The 20,176-nt window shown below is 46.0% G+C and carries 16 protein-coding genes; all 16 read right to left on the bottom strand.

Going from position 1 to position 20,176, the window contains the following annotated elements:
• Positions 1 to 6: 6 nt before the first annotated feature.
• A complete protein-coding gene (yfmH, locus tag JOD82_RS07135; RefSeq protein ID WP_039273585.1) occupies positions 7 to 1,287 on the bottom strand; it encodes an EF-P 5-aminopentanol modification-associated protein YfmH in 1,281 nt (426 codons plus the stop codon).
• A gap of 2 nt (positions 1,288 to 1,289) precedes the next feature.
• Positions 1,290 to 2,570 carry an EF-P 5-aminopentanol modification-associated protein YfmF gene (yfmF, locus tag JOD82_RS07130; RefSeq protein WP_209948048.1) on the bottom strand — a complete coding sequence of 427 codons (1,281 nt, stop codon included), beginning with the start codon at positions 2,568 to 2,570 and terminating at the stop codon, positions 1,290 to 1,292.
• A 160-nt stretch (positions 2,571 to 2,730) separates the two neighbouring features.
• Positions 2,731 to 3,582 carry a spore cortex-lytic enzyme gene (sleB, locus tag JOD82_RS07125; RefSeq protein ID WP_209948046.1) on the bottom strand — a complete coding sequence of 284 codons (852 nt, stop codon included), beginning with the start codon at positions 3,580 to 3,582 and terminating at the stop codon, positions 2,731 to 2,733.
• A 226-nt stretch (positions 3,583 to 3,808) separates the two neighbouring features.
• Complete coding sequence (locus JOD82_RS07120; protein WP_209948044.1) at positions 3,809 to 6,481, bottom strand: FtsK/SpoIIIE family DNA translocase; 2,673 nt, start codon at positions 6,479 to 6,481, stop codon at positions 3,809 to 3,811.
• A gap of 103 nt (positions 6,482 to 6,584) precedes the next feature.
• Entirely contained in the window at positions 6,585 to 6,797 is a 213-nt protein-coding gene (locus tag JOD82_RS07115) for a YlzJ-like family protein (protein WP_023988229.1), read from the bottom strand.
• On the bottom strand, positions 6,794 to 7,642 hold the full coding sequence (locus tag JOD82_RS07110; RefSeq protein WP_029517034.1) for a ClpP family protease: 849 nt from the start codon (positions 7,640 to 7,642) through the stop codon (positions 6,794 to 6,796). Before JOD82_RS07110 ends, JOD82_RS07115 begins: the two co-directional genes overlap by 4 nt.
• A gap of 229 nt (positions 7,643 to 7,871) precedes the next feature.
• The gene (locus JOD82_RS07105) at positions 7,872 to 9,551 is read right to left on the bottom strand and encodes a ribonuclease J (RefSeq protein ID WP_013309942.1); all 1,680 of its coding nucleotides are present in this window, start codon (positions 9,549 to 9,551) and stop codon (positions 7,872 to 7,874) included.
• Positions 9,552 to 9,900: 349 nt separating this feature from the next.
• A complete protein-coding gene (gene dapA / locus JOD82_RS07100) occupies positions 9,901 to 10,782 on the bottom strand; it encodes a 4-hydroxy-tetrahydrodipicolinate synthase (protein ID WP_029517033.1) in 882 nt (293 codons plus the stop codon).
• 39 nt (positions 10,783 to 10,821) lie between these two features.
• Positions 10,822 to 12,039: an aspartate kinase gene (gene dapG, locus JOD82_RS07095; protein ID WP_069011410.1), complete on the bottom strand. Its 1,218-nt coding sequence runs from the start codon at positions 12,037 to 12,039 to the stop codon at positions 10,822 to 10,824.
• 23 nt (positions 12,040 to 12,062) lie between these two features.
• Complete coding sequence (locus JOD82_RS07090; RefSeq protein ID WP_013309939.1) at positions 12,063 to 13,100, bottom strand: aspartate-semialdehyde dehydrogenase; 1,038 nt, start codon at positions 13,098 to 13,100, stop codon at positions 12,063 to 12,065.
• A 134-nt stretch (positions 13,101 to 13,234) separates the two neighbouring features.
• Complete coding sequence (locus tag JOD82_RS07085; RefSeq protein ID WP_029517031.1) at positions 13,235 to 13,828, bottom strand: dipicolinate synthase subunit B; 594 nt, start codon at positions 13,826 to 13,828, stop codon at positions 13,235 to 13,237.
• A complete protein-coding gene (gene dpsA, locus JOD82_RS07080; RefSeq protein ID WP_029517030.1) occupies positions 13,825 to 14,724 on the bottom strand; it encodes a dipicolinate synthase subunit DpsA in 900 nt (299 codons plus the stop codon). The genes JOD82_RS07085 and dpsA overlap by 4 nt, the downstream gene beginning before the upstream one ends.
• A gap of 185 nt (positions 14,725 to 14,909) precedes the next feature.
• Complete coding sequence (dut, locus tag JOD82_RS07075; protein WP_013309936.1) at positions 14,910 to 15,356, bottom strand: dUTP diphosphatase; 447 nt, start codon at positions 15,354 to 15,356, stop codon at positions 14,910 to 14,912.
• Entirely contained in the window at positions 15,334 to 16,599 is a 1,266-nt protein-coding gene (locus tag JOD82_RS07070) for a M16 family metallopeptidase (protein ID WP_209948042.1), read from the bottom strand. The genes dut and JOD82_RS07070 overlap by 23 nt, the downstream gene beginning before the upstream one ends.
• Before the next feature lie 66 nt (positions 16,600 to 16,665).
• Entirely contained in the window at positions 16,666 to 17,670 is a 1,005-nt protein-coding gene (locus JOD82_RS07065) for a polysaccharide deacetylase family protein (RefSeq protein ID WP_209948041.1), read from the bottom strand.
• A gap of 229 nt (positions 17,671 to 17,899) precedes the next feature.
• On the bottom strand, positions 17,900 to 20,002 hold the full coding sequence (gene pnp, locus JOD82_RS07060; protein ID WP_039274655.1) for a polyribonucleotide nucleotidyltransferase: 2,103 nt from the start codon (positions 20,000 to 20,002) through the stop codon (positions 17,900 to 17,902).
• Positions 20,003 to 20,176: the final 174 nt, after the last annotated feature.

Below are 20,176 nucleotides of genomic sequence, written 5' to 3'. Positions count from 1 at the left end.
TGGACATTACGGACTCACCACTAGTGATATTGCGAGTTGATCCCACTGGATATGGTCTTTCAGACGGCGATTTACATCCTCAAGCGTAATACTTTCATAAATCGGAAGCAGTTGGAAAAAATCACTGCCCCGGAAGCGATGTCTTGTAAATTCATGCGCAATATTTTCTGGTGAATTGAGTGTACGCAGATAACCACCGATTTTCTTTTTGCGTGCCCGTTCAAAATGTTCTGCTGCGAAGCCCTGCTTCTGGATGGACTCCACCTCTTCACGTATTCTCGCCAACAGCCGATCCGGGTCTTTGGTATCTCCACCGATTGCGGAAAATGCATATTGCTGCGTACTATTGTACTCATGGCCAAAACTGTCCGAAATCAGATCCTCATCGTAGAGCTTTTGATACAGTTGTGTACTGGAACCAAATAGGAGATCAAGCATCAGCTTGGTTTCCAGATCATGACGAAGCAATTCTTCACCCGTTAAGCCTACTTCAGCCTCCTTGAATCCAAACAGTAGCTTTGGCAGAGAAACGGCCAGCTTCACCTCACGACGTGGTTCTGCAACTGTAGTGGGTTCATCGTCGAAAATCCGCTCAATCTCTCCCTGCGGCTTATAGTCCTTTTTGGCCTGATTGTTACGTACCAGCTCTATTACTTCAGCTGGATCCACTCCTCCCACTACAAAAAGAATCATATTGCTTGGGTGGTAGAAAGCTTCATAGCAACTGTACAGCGTTTCCTTTGTAATCGTACTGATGGATTGAATCGTACCTGCGATATCAATATGCACCGGATGGACCTTGTACAACGCCTCGATCAGACCAAAGTAACTCCGCCAATCGGGGTTATCTTCATACATATTGATTTCCTGGCCAATAATGCCTTTTTCCTTCTCTACATTTTCATCTGTAAAGTAAGGATGTTGAACAAAATTGACCAGCGTGGTCAAATTTTCTTGAATACGCTCAGTTGCCGAAAACAGATATACGGTTTGATCAAAGCTCGTAAATGCGTTCGCCGATGCACCATTAGAGGAAAAGGTAGCAAAAATATCTCCTTCAGGCTCTTCAAACATTTTATGCTCCAAAAAATGGGCTATGCCATCCGGCACCTTTACGGGCTGTTGACCTTCTACGCGGAAATGATTATCAACCGAGCCGTATTTAGTCGCAAATGTGGCGTACGTCTTCTGAAAACCCGGTTTGGGCAACACATAAACGTGTAAGCCGTTATCCATTACTTCATAGTACAGCGTTTCCTGCAAATGCTCATAAGGTATATGCTCCACCGTTATTCCCCTTTCTGGTCTCTCAAGAAATAAATAGTGTCCAGTCGGAACGTCCGGGCGGCATCCTGAACATCCTGCACCTTGACTGCCTCCACCTGACTCAGCAGCTCATCTACCGTCCGCTCTTTACCGGAAAGCTGTCTGTTAAAATCATAGGCGATCATCTCAAAAGCGGAATCCTGCATCTCCTTCAGCAAGTTGCGAATCATCGCCTGCGTTTGGGTCATTTCCAGCTCAGTAATCGCTCCGTTTTGCGTATCTTCCAGTTGCTTGCGGATAATAGTAACCGCTTTTTCATAATTAGGAATTTCAATACCAGATTGAATCGTACCAATCCCTTTATGCCCGTCATATCGCGATGAAGCGTAATACGCCAAACTTTCCTTTTCCCTTACATTAACGAACAGCTTTGAATGCGGATACCCGCCCAGAATGCCATTGTACATCAGAGCGGATGCATAGCGATCGTCACCATACGTAATAGGGGTCCGCAATCCCATGTTGAGCTTGCCCTGGTTCACATCAAGACGCTCTACAACAGTTTGAACATCACGCTCTACCAACTTGGGCTGTTCCGGAACATACCCTGCTTCCGCTGAACGGTTCAATTGAAAATAGCGATCAACAAACTTCTCAACTTCTTCTAGCGTCGTATCTCCCACAACGTATAAATCCATGCTGGCATGATTCAGCCATTCTCCATAAGCCTCATACAAGCTCTGTGCATCTATACTGTCCAGATCAGATCGTTGACCAAGAGGGTGCAGACGATAAGGCTCATCTTTGCACATTTCCTCCATGCAGCGCTCACCAGCATAACGTATTTTATCGTTAACTATAGATTCCAGCTTCTTGCGCACATTTTCTCGTTCCTGCTGAACGTATCCAGTTTGAAATGCATCATTTTCCAATGCAGGCTTCGTCAGCACTTCTCCAAGGAAAGCAAACGAACGATCCAGCAAACTATCCGGACTGTTTACAAAGCTGTCATTAATCGTATCCATGCGAAATTGCACGATCTGATAATCTCCACGTTTATACACATCGAATCCGAAACCTGCGCCATACAATTGCTCTAACTGTTCTCTGAATTGTGTAGTCTGCGGATACGATTCTGTACCCCGGCGCAGAACGAAAGGTACCAGCCCCACTTGAGTTACGGTTTCCTCCCGTAGCGGAGTGCCTACATACAATGATATAGCAAACGTCTTAAAGCGCTTGGTTGGCAGTACATGAATCCTCAGTTGTCTGCGTGTGCCACGCTCGAAACCTGTTTTGTTCAAGTCCAAAACTCCTTTGTGACGTCAATTGGCGTCTAGCCTTTGATTAGCATTAGCTGCTGTAAATCGTCCTCCTGTAAAGAGGTAAAGTGTACCAATCTTTATTCTAACCATGCAAAAGCCAAGAAGCAACCGGAGACAAGCTCCCGGCTGCTTCGGCGTTTTACATGCAAAAAATATGTTCCCCGATGGTTTTCACCTGCGGACGGGTCCAAATCCATTTGGAGGTGGCTGTTTTTGGATTAAAATAATAGAGACATCCTCCGCTTGGGTCCCAGCCGTTCAGCGCCTGTCGTACTGCCTTCTGTGCAGTTTCATTCGGCGTAAGCCAGATTTGTCCGTCTGCTACAGCTGTAAAGGCCCCCGGCTGGAAAACCACCCCAGATGGTGTATTTGGAAAACTAGGTGATTTAACCCTGTTCAAAATAACCGCCGCCACGGCAACCTGCCCTTCAAAGGGCTCGCCACGGGATTCACCGTAGACCGCATTAGCCAAAATCTTAAGATCGTTTGCAGATAGTCCCATGGTGTTGGCCGATCCCATTGTTTCATCATTTTGATCCGCTTTATCATTATTGTCCGCTGTGTGTCCCTGAGCGGAACCTTGATTGTTACGATGCATAGGAGTTTCCGTTGGCTTCCAGTTAGGGGTAGCATTCACCAGCTTTAATTTCGTCTTTGCTCCGACCACTCCATCGGGACGGATACCAAATTCCTTTTGAAAACCTTTAACAGCTTTTAGTGTACTGCTGCCAAAATGGCTGTCCACTTTCCCGCCAAAAAAGCCCAGCAACTTCAAACGTGATTGCAACTCATATACATCCTGACCGTAAGATCCAAAATCAACCGCTCCCGAGCTGAATGTCGGCTCGGATGGTTGCGCCGCTTGTACTTTCTGCTGTGTGTTGAGCGACTCTGTTTGCTGCTGTGCAGAGTCATTTTTAAAAAGTCCTGTGTACGTAATAGCCGAGGCTGCGAGGATACCCGTGCAAATCCAGACCATTGTCTTTTTCATATGCTGCGCTCTACCTTTCTTTTGTGGGATTAACAGGATGGCTACGTTTATTATGACAAGCTCCGCTTAAAGCTATTCACCCTTTTAATCTTCTTTCAGCAGGTAGTCGCCACACCTCAAAAAAACATCACAAAAAAACGCTGTTTGTACACTTGGAGTTGTCATTTTAGAACAACTACCTTGCGAACGAACAGCGTTTTAATGTAGTGCTGGGTAGAGATAATGCTTAGGAACTAACTTTATTTTGCTGATATTGCTCCATTGAGATAAGAACCTCACGGGGCTTGCTGCCCTCGTAAGGGCCGATGACTCCGCGAGCTTCCATGGAGTCAATCAATCGAGCAGCACGTGTATAACCGATCCGCATACGGCGCTGAAGGAGCGAAACGGAAGCTTGTTTAGCCTCTAAAATGATGTTGACAGCCTGATCGTACAGCTCATCCAGCATTTCATCTGCATCAGCCGATACCTCTTCCACCTCCGGCACTAGCGTCTCATCATACTGCGCTTCACCCTGTTCACGTACGTAGTTAACAATATTTTCGACTTCTTGATCGCTCATGAACGCTCCCTGAACGCGGACTGGTTTAGAAGCACCCATTGGCATGAAAAGCATATCACCACGTCCGAGCAGCTTCTCGGCTCCACCCATATCCAATATGGTACGGGAATCTACCTGCGAGGAAACGCCGAAGGCAATACGTGAAGGAATATTAGCTTTAATTACCCCGGTAATTACATCAACCGAAGGTCTTTGCGTTGCAATGATAAGGTGGATGCCTGCTGCGCGCGCCATTTGGGCAAGTCGTGCAATCGCATCCTCCACATCTCCCGCAGCTACCATCATTAAATCTGCCAACTCGTCCACAATAACGACGATGTAAGGCAGAAATGCATCCGGGTTATCTTTCATCAAATTATTGTATCCCTCAATATTACGGGTTCCTGATTTGGAAAATAACTCATACCTTTTTTCCATTTCGACTACAATTTTCTTCAATGCAAGTGAGGCACGCTTTGGATCAGTCACGACCGGAGCCAACAAATGCGGGATTCCGTTGTACACGTTCAACTCCACCATTTTAGGATCGACCATCAAAAATTTGACCTCATCCGGCTTTGCTTTGTACAAAATACTCGTGATGATCCCATTGATACACACTGATTTACCCGAACCTGTTGCCCCAGCTACAAGAAGATGGGGCATCTTGGCCAAATTACCGACAATCGTCTGTCCTGCAATATCACGTCCGAATGCAATAGACAAGCTGGAAGCTGACTCCTGGAAAACGGTTGTCTCCATTACCTCACGCATCGTTACAATGGAAACTTCATTATTCGGAACCTCAATTCCGATAGCAGATTTGCCAGGAATCGGAGCCTCCATACGGATATCTTTGGCAGCAAGTGCAAGCGCAATGTCATCCGTCAGACTCACAATACGGCTGACCTTCACTCCAATGTCCGGCTGAATTTCATAACGTGTTACGGCAGGGCCACGGACAACCTCCAGCACCTTCGCCCGCACACCGAAGCTTTCCAGCGTTGCTTCCAGTTTGCGTGCCGTTTGCATATAATCCTTTTGTCCCATACCTTTGCCTGCATTTTGTGGTTTAGCAAGCAAACGAAACGATGGTAGCTTGTACGGTTTAGGCGGCGGCGGAGCCGGGATAGCTGTATGGGTACCTTCAACCTCTTCGCCTGCCACCCCAGTTGCAATCGTCTGAGCTTGTCCCTGAGCACCTTCTAATGTCCCCTGAATCGTAGTCGAATCATCCATATCCTTATTCGCATTGGCACCCACAAAGTCATCATCCAGGGGTTCGTCAATAATGGAAGTCGTCTGCTCTGCCCCTGTCAGGGACTCTCCAAATTCAGCTTCCGTTCTTCTTTCCTCATGCTTTACTTGTTCGAAGAAATCCCTAATAATCGGCGACCTTTTTACCGGAATTGCAGCTTCCTGCTCAGCGTGTTCGACTACGTCAGACAGCTCTTCACTCTGGTTGCCATTTCTCCACTGGGCCTGCGCGTCCTCAGCTTCATATGGAAAATCATGCTCATCCTCATCGACGGAATGCTCTTCCTTGTCCGCTTTATCTGAATTCTTAAGACCAAACAACTGAAAGAAAATCGGTTGTTTGCGTGCAGGAGGCTGCATTTCGTCAAAGTCATCATCCATGTCTTCCTCATAGGCAGGAATCGGCTCAGACTTGATCTTTCTATTTCCATTACCTTTGCTAGATGCCGAAAGCGGAGTAGCTTTACCAGTCCACTTTTTGCGCACACTTCCCCCAGCTGCTAGCAGCTTGGTCTTTACAATCCGCACCAAATCCACATAGGACAGTTGAGTCATCAGCATGAAACAAATGACGAACATAACAATCATGATCAGTTTAGCTCCCGTGAGACCAAACAGCCACAACAGAACAGTAAGCTGCAACGCGCCTACGTAACCCCCGCTGATATCCTTGTTCAGCATTGAGGAATGGCCCTGCTGATCAGGCGACAGCAACTGCTCGCGCATATCTATATGTATCTGGGTCATCACTCCGCCCGGCTGAAGCGCGTTGATCGGCCCCAAACGCTGCTCCATAGATGAAATAGAACTCATAAGTGTAAAGGCAAATACCAACAGGAGCAAACCCGTTTTACGCGAGTTCCACTGGTTCGGCCACTTGCGGTGAATCATCACCATCAGACCATAATAAATGCCAATCAGAGGGATAACAAAATAGAATTTCCCCAATACGAGCCCAAACATCTTGGATAGCGACCGACCAACTGCCGCTTCACCCGATAACGCAATGACCGCTAATGTAATCAGCACAATGCCGTAAATTTCAAATTTTAGAACTCCGCCAAATGCGGCTTTCTTTTTTCTTTTTCTTCTTCTGGACATACAAGGTCACCCCCCAGAAGAATATTATACCACGTCACCCGGTATCCGCACATATGTTCTTTTTCAGCAGTAAATGACCGATTTCTATACTATTCGACACCTTTTACGACCATTCGATGACTTGACCGGGTCCATAACGCGGATTCAGGTAGGCTTCCAGCGGGCAGTCCAACAACCGTACAATGATCCCCCGACGACTTTCAAGCGGCTGTACCTGCATAAGTAGACCGTCTACTCGAACCTCTGCAAGCTCCTCAGCCTCTTTCCACATCCCTTGCCACACCATTTCCATTGGCATTACAGTATATAATGTCATTGAGATAGCTCCCCGCTATGCTCCCCTGACAGTGTCTCTGTAGGAGTTCCTGTGGCACTGGGAATAAAAGGAGCATACGGAGCCTGCTGTTGGATCCCAGCGTTCCCGTTTTGCTGACGCCGCGTTTCAATAATGGTGTTCAGCTGTTTTAAAGCCTCTCCGATCCCTCCAACCGCGTCCATCAATCCATACTTCACTGCATCGGCTCCCCCAACCGCTGTACCAATATCGCGGTTTAACTCACCGGTTTTAAACATCAATTCCTTAAACTGCTCTTCTGTAATACGAGAATGAGAAACGACAAAGCGTACGACACGTTCCTGCATTTTTTCCATATATTCAAAAGTCTGTGGGACTCCAATGACCAGGCCGCTCATACGAATAGGATGAATGGTCATCGTCGCACTCTCCGCAATGTAGGAATAAGTGGAAGACACAGCAATCGGCACACCGATGCTATGCCCCCCGCCTATCACAATGGTCACCGTTGGTTTACTCATCGATGCGATCATTTCAGCAATAGCCAGTCCTGCCTCTACATCACCACCAACTGTATTCAGCAAAATCATTAATCCTTCGATACGAGGATTTTGTTCTGCCGCTACCAGTTGGGGAATAATGTGCTCATATTTTGTCGTTTTGTTTTGAGGCGGTAAAATGAGATGCCCTTCAATCTGACCGATAATCGTCATGCAAAAAATATTGGACTCGCCTCCAGGCATGGAGGTTTGACCCAGTTGCTGCAAAGCCTCCATAGCAGGTAACGCGGGTCTTTGCCCAATTTCTGGTTGATCTGGCGTTTCCGTTTCCTCGTTGCCAGATGATAGATTGCTGTATTGTTCCATATGGGTGATCTTCCTTTCGCTTTACGCATCTATATGACCCGTAGTCACCCTATAGTATGGGATGTAAATGGAATATTTTATACCTACCCCCATGCTTTTCCTTACCCCGAAAAATCAAAAAAGCCTCTCCTTCCGCGGAAACCGTCCAATATTTCCTGCGGGAAGAGAGGCGACTGTGTGCCTGTGACTTAAGTTTTTAATTCAGGTTTTTGAACAAATTTCAATTGAATCACACTTCCATTATAATTGGCAGGATCATCGGTCTGCGACGAGTTTGCTCATACAAGAAGCGACCCAGTGCATCCTTGACATTTGTCTTGAGGGAAGCCCATTCATTTACATTTTCACTCATGAGCTTATGCAGTGTACTTGAGACAATACGATTCGCTTCATCAAGCAAACCTTCCGATTCACGGACATAAACGAAACCGCGGGAAATGATATCTGGACCCGATTTAATCGTTCCGTCTTGCTTGCTCAGCGTGACAACCACCACCAAAATACCGTCCTGTGACAGCAATTTACGGTCGCGCAATACGATATTTCCTACATCCCCTACGCCTAGTCCATCGATCAGTACGTTACCTGCTGTAACTTTACCAGCTCTGCGTGCTCCGCCATTCTGAATTTCAATGACTTCACCGATATCCGTGATGAAAATATTTTCAGGCTCAATACCTACGCCTTCAGCAAGAAGGGCGTGACGACGTTGCATTCTGAACTCACCATGAATTGGCAAGAAGAACTTTGGTTTCATCAGATTCAGCATCAGCTTAAGTTCTTCCTGGCTTCCGTGTCCAGAAACGTGAATACCTGGATTAGCTGCGCTGTAATATACATTGGCACCCAGACGGAACAGTTCATCAATTGTGCGTCCAACGTATTTTTCATTACCCGGTACCGGAGTAGCTGCAATGATGACTGAATCCCCTGGAAGAATGTCAACCTTTCGATGTGTGGAACGAGCCATTCTTGTCAAAGCGGACATCGGTTCGCCCTGACTGCCTGTGCAGAGAATAACTACACGGTCCGCTGACATTTTGCCAACTTCTTCAGGCTCAATCAGCATTCCATCCGGAATTTCCAAATAGCCCAAGTCCGAAGCAATGCCTACGACATTAACCATGCTTCGACCAATAACTGTTACTTTACGTCCCGTTGCTTCAGCAGCATTAATTACCTGCTGAATACGATGTACGTTAGAAGCAAAAGTGGCTACGACCACACGCTGTCTCGACTTGCGGAAAATGTCTTCCAGCACAATACCAACGCTCTTTTCCGAAGGTGTAAAGCCCGGTTTCTCGGCATTCGTACTGTCTGACAAAAGAGCCAGTACGCCACGTGTGCCAATTTCAGCCATACGCTGCAAATCTGCATATTGTCCGTTCACCGGAGTATGGTCAAATTTGAAGTCACCTGTATGAACAACAGCGCCTTCAGGAGTATCAATACATACACCTACAGAATCCGGAATACTATGGTTGGTTCTGAAGAAGGTTGCTTTTAGTGTGGAACCCAGCTTGATTTCGGAATCAGCATTGATCAAAATACGTTTGGTTTCACCAAGCAGATTCGCTTCCTTCAGCTTGTTTTCCACCAATCCCAGCGTCAATTTGGTACCATATACTGGTACATTCAAATGTTTCAACACGTAAGGCAAACCGCCGATATGGTCCTCGTGACCATGAGTCAGCACAATGCCTCTTACTTTGTCGCGGTTCTCTGTAAGGTAGGAAATATCAGGAATAACGATATCAATGCCCAGCATGTCCTCTTCCGGGAATTTCAGACCGGAATCCACCACGACAATGTCATTGCCGTATTGAACGACATACATATTTTTCCCGATTTCACCGACGCCGCCCAAAGCGAAAATCATCAATTTATCGTTGTTTGTTTTTTTAGACAAATGAATCTAAACCTCCTATGGTAGTTGGACGTCGTACCTTGATTTGTTATTTAATTTTCAAAAAAATACCGCACCCAGTCACTTGACCCCATTATACATGATTAAAATACGAAAAAACAAGTCATCCTGTTCGTTACGCTAGGTTTCCCATTGCCGTCTCAAACCATTAGTATCTGTCATTTTATCTATATGCATGGTTAAAAGCACAGCAAAAAGGACGTCCTATAAGAACGTCCTTCATGCTGGAGGACCTTGTCAGACAATAAACTCTATCGGTTTTGTACCTACCGACTGCCCTTAACAAGGTTACTCCTTAGTATTAATTAATATCCTACATTCCTATTTGTCTTTAGCGGGTAAATAATTTCTTAATAAATTCCGCTTCATCCTCAGTTGGAGGAATGAGCGGCAACCGAACCGAACCAACCCTAATCCCCCGTAATTCCAATGCATATTTTACTGCCACTGGATTAGGCAGAGGATGAGGACAGCCAAACAAACCCTTGAAAATCGGGAACAACTGCTGATGCAACTTTGCTGCCTCCTGAGAGTGTCCTCCTACAAGTGAATCGATCATCTGCTTCATTTCAGCACCTACCACATGGCTCGCTACGCTGATAATACCATAAGCACCTACAGCCATAGCAGGCAACCCAGAAGCATCATCCCCGGAATAAACCAGAAAACCCTCTGGCGCTGCCGCTGCAATCTGTGTAACCTGCGCAAGTGATGCACATTCTTTGGTTCCCACAATATTTGGAATTTGTGCAAGACGCAGCGTTGTTTCAGCTGTTAGACTCGCTCCAGTACGGCTTGGAACATTATACAGTATAGCTGGAAGGGATGTGGAGTTTGCAATACTTTCGAAATGCTGATACATCCCTTCCTGATTCGGTTTATTATAATATGGCACTACCAGTAGAACACCATCTGCTCCTGCCTGCTCCGCGGCACGGGTAAGATGAATGGAGTGACGCGTATTGTTGCTGCCAGTCCCGGCAATAATTTTACATCGTCCAGCTGCTTTTTCTACAACAAAAGCAAACAACTTGATTTTCTCATCATCGCTCAGGGTAGGAGACTCTCCTGTTGTTCCAGATACAACAAGTGACTCTGAATGCTGTTCTTCTATTAAATAATCAATCAACGAGGACAATGCAGTCCAGTCAATCTCTCCTTGCTGATCAAAAGGTGTCACCATCGCGGTAATCAATCTGCCGAAGTTCACCATGCTGCCTCCTTTTTGCAAATCCGAGCACGGACCATGCACCTATTGATGGAGTTCAAATTTATTATGCAATGCGCGTACAGCCTGCACCATATCTTCTTTTTTAACAAGTACCCAGATCGTCGTGTTGGAATCTGCGGATTGAAGGATCTGTACGTCTGATTCTGCCAATGCCTCCACAATCGTCGCCATAATGCCCGGTACCCCGTTGATACCACCGCCTATGACAGAAACTTTAGCACATCCGGCCAGTATCTTAGGTTCTAGACCCAACCCGTTCAATACTTCAACCGCTTTGCTTCCATCATAATCGAACACAGTATAAACTGCCCCCGATGGCGTTACATTAATAAAATCAACGCTGATTCCATGTTCAGCCATAGATTTGAACACTTGTAATTGCAAGTGCTCCATACCCGGCTTTAATTCAACATTAATCTGAGTGACATTGCCAACATACGCAATACCGGTCACGAAACGGTCTACGATGTCTGCCTGCACGTCTTTAAAGCCTTCCGGATGGGTAACTAACGTACCTTCTCCTTCGGAGAAGGTAGAGCGAACACGGACCGGGATATTAGCCTGCATGGCGATTTCAACAGCACGAGGATGGATAACCTTTGCTCCCTGATGAGCCATATTACAAATCTCCGTATAGCTAACATGTGTAAGCGGCTTTGCGTTTTCCACAATGCGCGGATCGGCGGTCAATATACCATTCACATCCGTATAAATATCAACCATATCCGCATGTAGAGCAGCACCTAGAGCAGTAGCTGACGTATCGCTGCCTCCCCGACCCAAGGTAGTCATATCACCGTCTGCTGTTTGTCCCTGAAAACCTGTCACAATGACAACTCTGCCTTGGTTCAACTCTTCAACAACACGGTCTGGCTTTATATCCAAAATACGAGCATTGCCGTATTGATCATCCGTAATAAAGCCCGCCTGTGCCCCAGTTAGCACTGTAGCAGGAATACCTTCCTTCTCCATCAGGCTGCATAATGTAGCAGCAGAAATAATTTCACCACAGCACAGCAATAAATCCCGTTCGCGCTTTGGCAGACTGTCGCCGTTAGACACCGCCCAATCCAGCAGCGTGTCGGTGGCATAAGGCTCTCCTTTTCTCCCCATGGCCGACACAACAACAACCAATTGAAGATTTTGTTCCAGCTCCCTCTTCACATGTGCCAACACAAGTTTACGTGCTTCAGGTGTGGAAAGCGAGGTTCCTCCAAATTTTTGCACCAAAATACCCATTATTTTTCCCCCATATTGGAACGTTACTCCGCGTTTGCAGCAATAATTTCCGCGATTTGCACCGCGTTCCATGCCGCTCCTTTGAGCAGATTGTCGGATACGACCCACAAATTCAATCCACGGCTATTGCCCAAATCACGGCGTACACGCCCCACAAATACGTCAGGTTTTCCTGCAGCTTCAGATGCCAGTGGATAAAGCTGAGCAGCAGGATCGTCCACTAGCGTTACTCCCGGTGCTGAAGCCAGCAAATTACGGATTTCTTCTAAATCATAATCTTTTTTAAGTTCTACATATACAGATTCCGAGTGACCATATACAACAGGAATACGTACACACGTTGCTGTTACGTCCACCGATTCGTCACCCAGTATTTTTTTCGTTTCACGTACCATTTTCATTTCTTCCAGTGTATAACCATTGTCCTGGAATTTATCAATTTGCGGAATAGCATTGAAAGCAATCTGATGTTTTACTGGCAACGAGCCTACTGGCAACAGATCAGGCTGAACTTCATCACCGTTAAGAATCGCTGCGCTTTGACGATTCAATTCATCAATAGCTCGGCTTCCAGCCCCGGAAACGGCCTGGTATGTGGATACTATGATACGAGAAATGCCATACTGATCATATAATGGTTTCAAAGCAGCTACCATCTGAATGGTGGAGCAGTTCGGGTTCGCAATAATGCCTTGATGCTCGGCAATTTTGTCGCTGTTCACCTCAGGCACTACAAGAGGAGCTGTCGGATCCATTCGGAATGCATTGGTGTTGTCAATACAAACTGCCCCATGACGAACAGCATGCGGCGCCAATTCCTTACTTACGTCTCCACCTGCACTAAACAAAGCAATGTCGATTCCCTCAAAGCTGTCGGGGGTAGCAATCTCTACTGGAATTTGCTGACCTTTAAAGCTAATTAACGTGCCGGCAGAACGAGGCGAAGAAAGAAATTTGATTTTGTCCACAGGAAAATCCCGTTTTTCCAGCAGATTTACGATCTGTTCTCCTACAGCGCCTGTCGCTCCAACGACAGCTACATTAAACTTTCTATTGCTCATCTGGTATATCTCCCCTTCTCGACTAAAAAACCATTTTTTATTCTGAAAGCATCCACCGCCAACAAGAAATTAGACCCGATACAATATCGAATCATCTTCTAGGCGAGGGATGCTCAGCAGTTAACTATAATACTTCATGGGGTCTTGCGTTCCACAATCATCGGCTGAAGCTGTTTGCCCTGCAATGCTTCATAAGCAGCCTCCGGAATCAACTCCATGTTAGCTACAAGCGAGTTCGGCTTTTTAACTGGATTGTCCTGTCCGAACGGTACAAAAAAGATATTTTTGGCTACGAGTAATTTGGCGATATTGGCAGCATTTAGGCCCAGTCCATCATTAGTAGATATGGCTAAAAGAAGTGGACGGCCGTTGCGCAATTGCGCCTTGGCAGCCATCAAAACCGGACTGTCTGTCATCGCATTCGCTAACTTACTCATCGAATTCCCCGTCAAAGGTGCAATCACCAGCACATCGAGTATTTGGGAGGGACCCAGTGGCTCAGCCTCCACAATTGTAGAAATGATATCATTCCCTGTTATATCTTTCAACTGTTTTTGCCAACTTTGCGAAGTACCAAAGCGAGTATCCGTTGTTAGCACTGTATTGGATATAATAGGGACGACCTTTGCACCCTCATCAACAAAGCGCTGTATAACAGGCATTACCTCTTCAAATGTGCAATGTGAGCCTGTAATTGCATAACCTACTGTTTTCCCTTGCCAACTCATTGTGCATCCCCCCGATCAGGATTATCTTCCATTAACAACTGCACCAGCGTATTCGCTATAATGGCACCAGCAGTTTTGGGAGCAACAATACCGGGAAGACCAGGGGCAAGCATAGCCTTGATTCCACGCTTTTCCGCATAACGGAAATCACATCCGCCCGGGGCGGAAGCAAGATCTATAATCACGGTGCTCAGTGGCAATTTAGACAGGATTTGCGCTGTGATAATCATAGAGGGTATCGTATTAAAAATCAAGTCAACTCCCTTTGTCTCATGTGCTAAATCCCTTGTCATAAAAGGCTTCCAACCCATTTCCACGGCTCTCGCTGCATCCTCTGCCCGCCGTACTCCAACCTTCACTCTAGCTCCCAATCCCTGTAGTGCCCTTGCCATGGTAAATCCAGTCCGTCCCATGCCTAGAACCATACAATCTGCACCGTGAATCGTAAAATCAGTATGCTGAATGGCCATCATCAGTGCGCCTTCGGCCGTAGGTATAGAGTTGTATATGGCCACATCATCTCGCTCCAGCAGCTCTACCAGCTTTAACTCATGTCTGGTACAAATTTCTTTTAAGTACGTCCGCGCCATTCCTGTATATACAATACAATGAGGTGGAAGAGCAGCAGCATGCTCATTCAGGAACTGAAGCTTCTGTGCTCCGAAAAGTGCATTTACGTTGCCTTCCTCATCGCATCCCACCACCGGCAAAATCAATGCATCTGACGATTCCAGCAGCTTGACAGACAGTGGTTCTAGTGTCACTCCTTTGAGTGGTACTTCAAGCTTGTCAAAACCGACCACACTGACGGTAGCATCCATGTCCACACATTTACGGATTACCTCAAGCTGCCTCGCATCGCCACCCAAAACAACGACGCGTATTCCTGTTAGCATCCGGATCACTCCTTTCCGAGACACGATATGCTTTTAGTCTATGCGAGTGCCCGGAAAGGGGTGAAAAAACACAAAAAAAAGCCGCCTCTTTATGAGGCGACCTTTATATGCATACATGCTCTTAAGCAAGTAAATTCGAAGCTTTTACAAAATAGATATTCGTACATTTTAAACCAACCATCGCCTCAGCGTCCTGTATGACCAAAGCCTCCAGCACCACGCACTGTTTCAGATAATTGGTCTACTTGTTTCAGCTCTACCTCAGGTACAACTTGAAATACCATTTGTGCAATTCGCTCATTGCGCGTAATCGTGAATGATTCCTCGCCCAAATTAATAAGAAGTACCTTAATCTCCCCACGATAATCCGCATCAATTGTTCCCGGTGTATTGAGACAAGTAATACCATGCTTAAGAGCCAGTCCACTTCGCGGACGGATCTGTGCCTCCAATCCCGCCGGCATAGCTATTGCAAATCCGGTTGGAACGAGGCAACGCTTGCCGGGTTCCAGTACCAGATTTTCCTGTACTGCTGCATACAAGTCAAACCCTGATGCAAGCTCTGACATTTTGCGGGGCAGCTCAATATCTTCATTGCCCGCGAGTCTGTTAATTTCCACGTAAGTTAACAAAATAGTCCCTCCTCATATCCTTTACCGCTGAATCACTCGCTCCCACCATCGACAGGGCAAACGGCTCCGAGAACATCCGATCCAGCACTTTGTTCACATCATTCGCCGTCACTTGCTCGATATGTTCGATCATTTGATCCAGCGTATAATGCTGACCAAGCATTAATTCATTTTTTCCAAGCCGATTCATCCGGCTACCTGTACTTTCAAGGCTTAAAATCAAACTTCCTTTTAATTGCTCCTTACCTTTACGAAGCTCATTAGCGTCTAAACCGTTGACAGCCACATCTCGTAAAAGCTCCAGAGTCAAATCCAGCACGTCCTTTGTTTGTTTAGGAGCCGTACCTGCATAGATCGTGAACATGCCACTGTCCGCATGGGAGCTATGATAGGAATAGACCGAATAAGCAAGCCCACGCTTTTCCCGAATTTCTTGAAACAAACGTGAACTCATGCCGCCGCCGATCGCGTTATTCAGCAAAACCATAGCATACTGGAGGTCGTCACCCGTCGCAAATCCAGGTAGGGATAAACAAATATGATTTTGCTCCGTTGCTTTCTCATGATACAACAGTTCACCGTTAAACGCAGGTACTGTCAGCGGCGAAACGGTTCCATGATTGTCAAAATGTCCAAAATGTCGCTCCAACAATTCTACCAAGCGATCGTCAACATTACCAGCCACACTGATAACCGTATTGTCGATTGTATAATGTTCCCTCATATAATGGCTGAGATGTGAGCTATCCATAGCAAGCAGGTGATCTTCGGTTCCGAGAATCGGATAAGCCAGTGGATGTTCACCATAGGCGGCGCGAGATACAAGATCATGCACCATATCATCCGGTGTATCCTCATACATGGAGATTTCCTCCAAAATCACATTCTTCTCTTTTGCCAATTCTTCCTGATCTAGTTTGGAATTAAAAAACATATCAGACAGCACATCAACTGCGATCGGTAGATGCTCATCCAACACTTTGGCATAATAGCATGTATATTCCTTCGAAGTAAAAGCATTAACATTTCCTCCGATGGCATCGAATTGCTCAGCGATTTCCTTAGCGTTAAAACGCTCTGTTCCTTTGAAAAGCATGTGTTCGATAAAATGAGAAATACCGCTATTGTCCGGCGTTTCATTCCGGGAGCCAGTTTTAACCCAGATGCCGAAAGAAACTGAACGCACGGTTGGAATTTTTTCAATGACCACTCTTAGGCCGTTTTTGAGTTGAATTCTTTCCACGATTGGCCCTCCTAAACTGAATTGCATACTTAGCCATAATGTTCAATCCTAACAGAAAAAAGACGTTCACTCAACCGGAACAGGTAGCTGCCGATCAGGAGAAAGCGTCTGACTGACAGTTCCGAGCATAAGTCCCTTACTACGAATGGCATGGATCATGCCTTTGAGAGCAGCCGCTGAGGAATCTGTTGGGTGCATTAATATCAGGGAGCCTGATTCAACCTTACTACTGATTTTGTTAATCACCGATTCCGGTGACGGATGTTTCCAATCTACTGTGTCCAATGTCCACAACACTGTTTTGAGCCCACTTTCTGCTGCTATATCCACCGTTTGCTGATTAAAATCACCCGAAGGAGGGGCAAACCAGTAATTTTTGATACCCAAAGTTTCTTGGAGAAGTACTTGAGTCTTTTCAATTTCTTGTGTGGCTCTGGCCCGACTCAGACGGCTCATATTCGGATGAGAGTAAGCATGATTTGAAAGCTCATGCCCTCTTTTTTGAATCTCCTTGGCGAGATCAGGATTTTTTTTCAACCAACTTCCATCAAGAAAAAATGTAGCCTTGATCTTTTCCTGATCCAACGTGTTCAGTATCGGCAGGATAAATTCATTCCCCCATGCTACATTGATCATGAAGGATACCATCGGCTTTTCGGGATTTCCCCTGTATATTGGAACATTACCAAGCTGATTTAAATGTATTTTAGGTGCCAATTGCCGATATACATATTGAATGGGTCGATCCGGAGATGCAATCGCTTTGCGATAGGTAGCATCCAAATCCACCTCCAGCCCGTTATAGCCTGGAATAGCCCTCCATACCCTGTCGATCTTGGCATCAACTGGCTCCCGCCGCTGACGGGCTGCTTCTGTTCTTAGTCGCTGCATAAGCGCATTATCGGGTAAAGCCGCCATCGCCATCGCTGTTTCAACTTTAGGCTCCCCAACTCCTGTAACGTCTCCATTGCGTAATTGATCAGCGAAGTCACGAACCCCGCTAAACTGTCCGATTACCAGTGTGATGGCTAAACTGGCTACCACCCACACTGCTCTTTTTGTCCTACTCATGATTCCTTCAGCCTCCCGCCCGTTTGTCCACATTGTATGCGGAGAGGAAAAGAACTATGACGCAGTAGCCTCTAGAAGCCCACTTTGGCGCAGCTTGTGCATATGTATGAAAAAAGAGCCAGAAACGTAGCTCTGCCTCTTTCCAAAAGCTTAAACAATGCTATTCAAATCCCTTGTACTGTTAATACGAAAAGCTACTCCTGTCTTTCTAGTCTGCAACATGCAGGTCCTAGGATTTTGCAGGTGCTTCTGCTGTCAGAACAGCCTTACGGGACAGATTGACACGTCCTTGTTGATCAATTTCGGTTACTTTCACCGTAATTGTATCCCCAATAGCAATTACATCTTCAACTTTGGCTACACGCTCAGTAGACAGTTGAGAAATATGAACCAGACCATCTTTACCTGGTAAAATCTCAACAAATGCACCGAATTTCTCAATCCGTTTTACTGTACCGATGTAAATCTCACCGACCACGACTTCCTTTACGATACCCTCAATAATGGAACGTGCTTTTTCATTCATCTCTTGATTTGTGGAAGCGATGAACACACGACCATCTTGTTCAATATCGATTTTCACGCCGGTTTCTTCGATGATTTTGTTGATGATTTTACCACCAGCACCAATAACGTCACGGATTTTGTCCGGGTTAATGTGCATCGTCATAATTTTTGGAGCATACGGAGACAACTGCTCACGTGGCTTCTGGATCGCTTCCATCATTTTGCTAAGAATGAACAAGCGTCCTTCTTTAGCTTGCTTGAGTGCATCCTGCAAAATCTGGCGGTCAATACCGTTAATTTTAATATCCATTTGAATGGCAGTTACGCCTTCCGCAGTACCAGCAACTTTAAAGTCCATATCGCCCAGGTGATCTTCCATACCTTGGATATCAGTCAATACGGAGACATGATCTCCATCCTTGATCAATCCCATCGCTACACCTGCAACCGGAGCTTTAATTGGTACACCTGCATCCATCATAGCCAGTGTACTTGCACAAATACTAGCTTGTGAAGTCGAACCATTCGATTCCAGTACCTCGGAAACCAGACGGATGGTGTATGGAAATTCAGTTTCGGAAGGAATTACTTTGGAAAGCGCACGTTCACCAAGAGCACCATGTCCGATTTCACGACGACCTGGCGCACGCAAAGGACGAGCCTCCCCTACGCTGAATGGCGGGAAATTGTAATGATGCATAAAGCGTTTTGTTTCTTCCAGATCAATACCGTCCAAAATTTGCACATCACCCAATGCACCAAGTGTACAAATGCTAAGTGCTTGCGTTTGACCGCGTGTAAATAAGCCCGAACCATGAGTACGCGGCAAGATGCTAGTGTCGCTTTCAATCGGACGAATTTCGTCAAGCTTACGACCATCAGGACGCACTTTATCATGCGTGATCAGACGACGTACTTCTTCCTTGACGATATCATAGAGAACTTCGCTCACGTCGCTCAAAAGCTCTGGTGTCTCTATGTATTGTGCTTCAAAATGGGCAACTGTCTCTTCGTTGACTGCATCAATCGCCTCTTGACGGGCATGTTTTTCTGCAATTTTAACAGCTTCCATTAAACGTTCAGCTGCATAAGCACGTACTTCACTGTTCACTTTTTCATCAACAGCATGCAGTTTAACCTGCATTTTCTCTTTACCTGCTACTTGCACCAATTGTTCAATGACTGCCACAATGTTCTTAATCTCATCATGACCGAACATAATGGCTTCCAGCATAACTTCCTCTGGAATCTCATTGCCTTCGGCTTCTACCATCATGATGGCATCTTTCGTTCCGGCTACAACCAGGTACATGTCGCTTGCATTCTGCTGTGCAATATCCGGGTTAATCACAAATTGTCCGTCTACACGTCCTACAGCGACTCCACCGATTGGCCCATTAAAAGGTACATCCGAAATGCTAAGTGCTGCCGAGGTTCCGATCATTGCTGCAATTTCAGGTTCGCAATCCTGATCGACACTCATAACCAGGTTCAACACCTGTACATCATTCCGGAAACCTTCCGGGAACAATGGGCGAATTGGACGGTCTGTCAAACGGCTGGACAAAATTGCTTTTTGACTCGGACGTCCTTCACGTTTAATAAATCCGCCAGGAATTTTCCCCACAGCATACAATCTTTCCTCATAGTTTACGGTCAGTGGAAAAAAATCCAAATCTTTCGGCTCACGGGAAGCGGTCACGGTACAAAGCACAACTGTTTCTCCGTAACTCACTTTAACTGCCGCATTGGCTTGTTTCGCAAGACGTCCTGTTTCCAGCACCAGCTTTCTTCCGCCGAGCTGCATTTCTACGCGTTGCTCCATGGTATCCCTCCATTTCATTTCATTGTAAAAGTTCTATACATATTCAGTATTTCCTGCGCAGGTCTTATTCATAAGAAGCTCGCAGGCAAACCAGGATATGTAATTCAAAAAAAGATTCCTCATTTCAAAAAAGAACCCGGCTGCTGTCCGCCGTCGCCTTAGCAGGGACAAGCG

This window comes from Paenibacillus sp. 1182, from assembly GCF_017833915.1.
GTDB lineage: Bacteria > Bacillota > Bacilli > Paenibacillales > Paenibacillaceae > Paenibacillus > Paenibacillus polymyxa_D.
Note: the sequence above shows the minus strand (reverse complement) of the source record. Positions and strands in the feature narration are given on the sequence as shown.

Coding starts and splice junctions, on each gene's coding strand:
- JOD82_RS07090 (WP_013309939.1), bottom strand. CDS start 13,100: ATGAGCAATAGAAAGTTTAATGTAGCTGTCGTTGGAGCGACAGGCGCT.
- JOD82_RS07115 (WP_023988229.1), bottom strand. CDS start 6,797: ATGACATTATATACTGTAATGCCAATGGAAATGGTGTGGCAAGGGATG.
- sleB (WP_209948046.1), bottom strand. CDS start 3,582: ATGAAAAAGACAATGGTCTGGATTTGCACGGGTATCCTCGCAGCCTCG.
- JOD82_RS07110 (WP_029517034.1), bottom strand. CDS start 7,642: ATGGAACAATACAGCAATCTATCATCTGGCAACGAGGAAACGGAAACG.
- dapG (WP_069011410.1), bottom strand. CDS start 12,039: ATGGGTATTTTGGTGCAAAAATTTGGAGGAACCTCGCTTTCCACACCT.
- pnp (WP_039274655.1), bottom strand. CDS start 20,002: ATGGAGCAACGCGTAGAAATGCAGCTCGGCGGAAGAAAGCTGGTGCTG.
- dapA (WP_029517033.1), bottom strand. CDS start 10,782: ATGGTGAACTTCGGCAGATTGATTACCGCGATGGTGACACCTTTTGAT.
- JOD82_RS07085 (WP_029517031.1), bottom strand. CDS start 13,828: ATGAGTTGGCAAGGGAAAACAGTAGGTTATGCAATTACAGGCTCACAT.
- dpsA (WP_029517030.1), bottom strand. CDS start 14,724: ATGCTAACAGGAATACGCGTCGTTGTTTTGGGTGGCGATGCGAGGCAG.
- JOD82_RS07065 (WP_209948041.1), bottom strand. CDS start 17,670: ATGAGTAGGACAAAAAGAGCAGTGTGGGTGGTAGCCAGTTTAGCCATC.
- JOD82_RS07120 (WP_209948044.1), bottom strand. CDS start 6,481: ATGTCCAGAAGAAGAAAAAGAAAAAAGAAAGCCGCATTTGGCGGAGTT.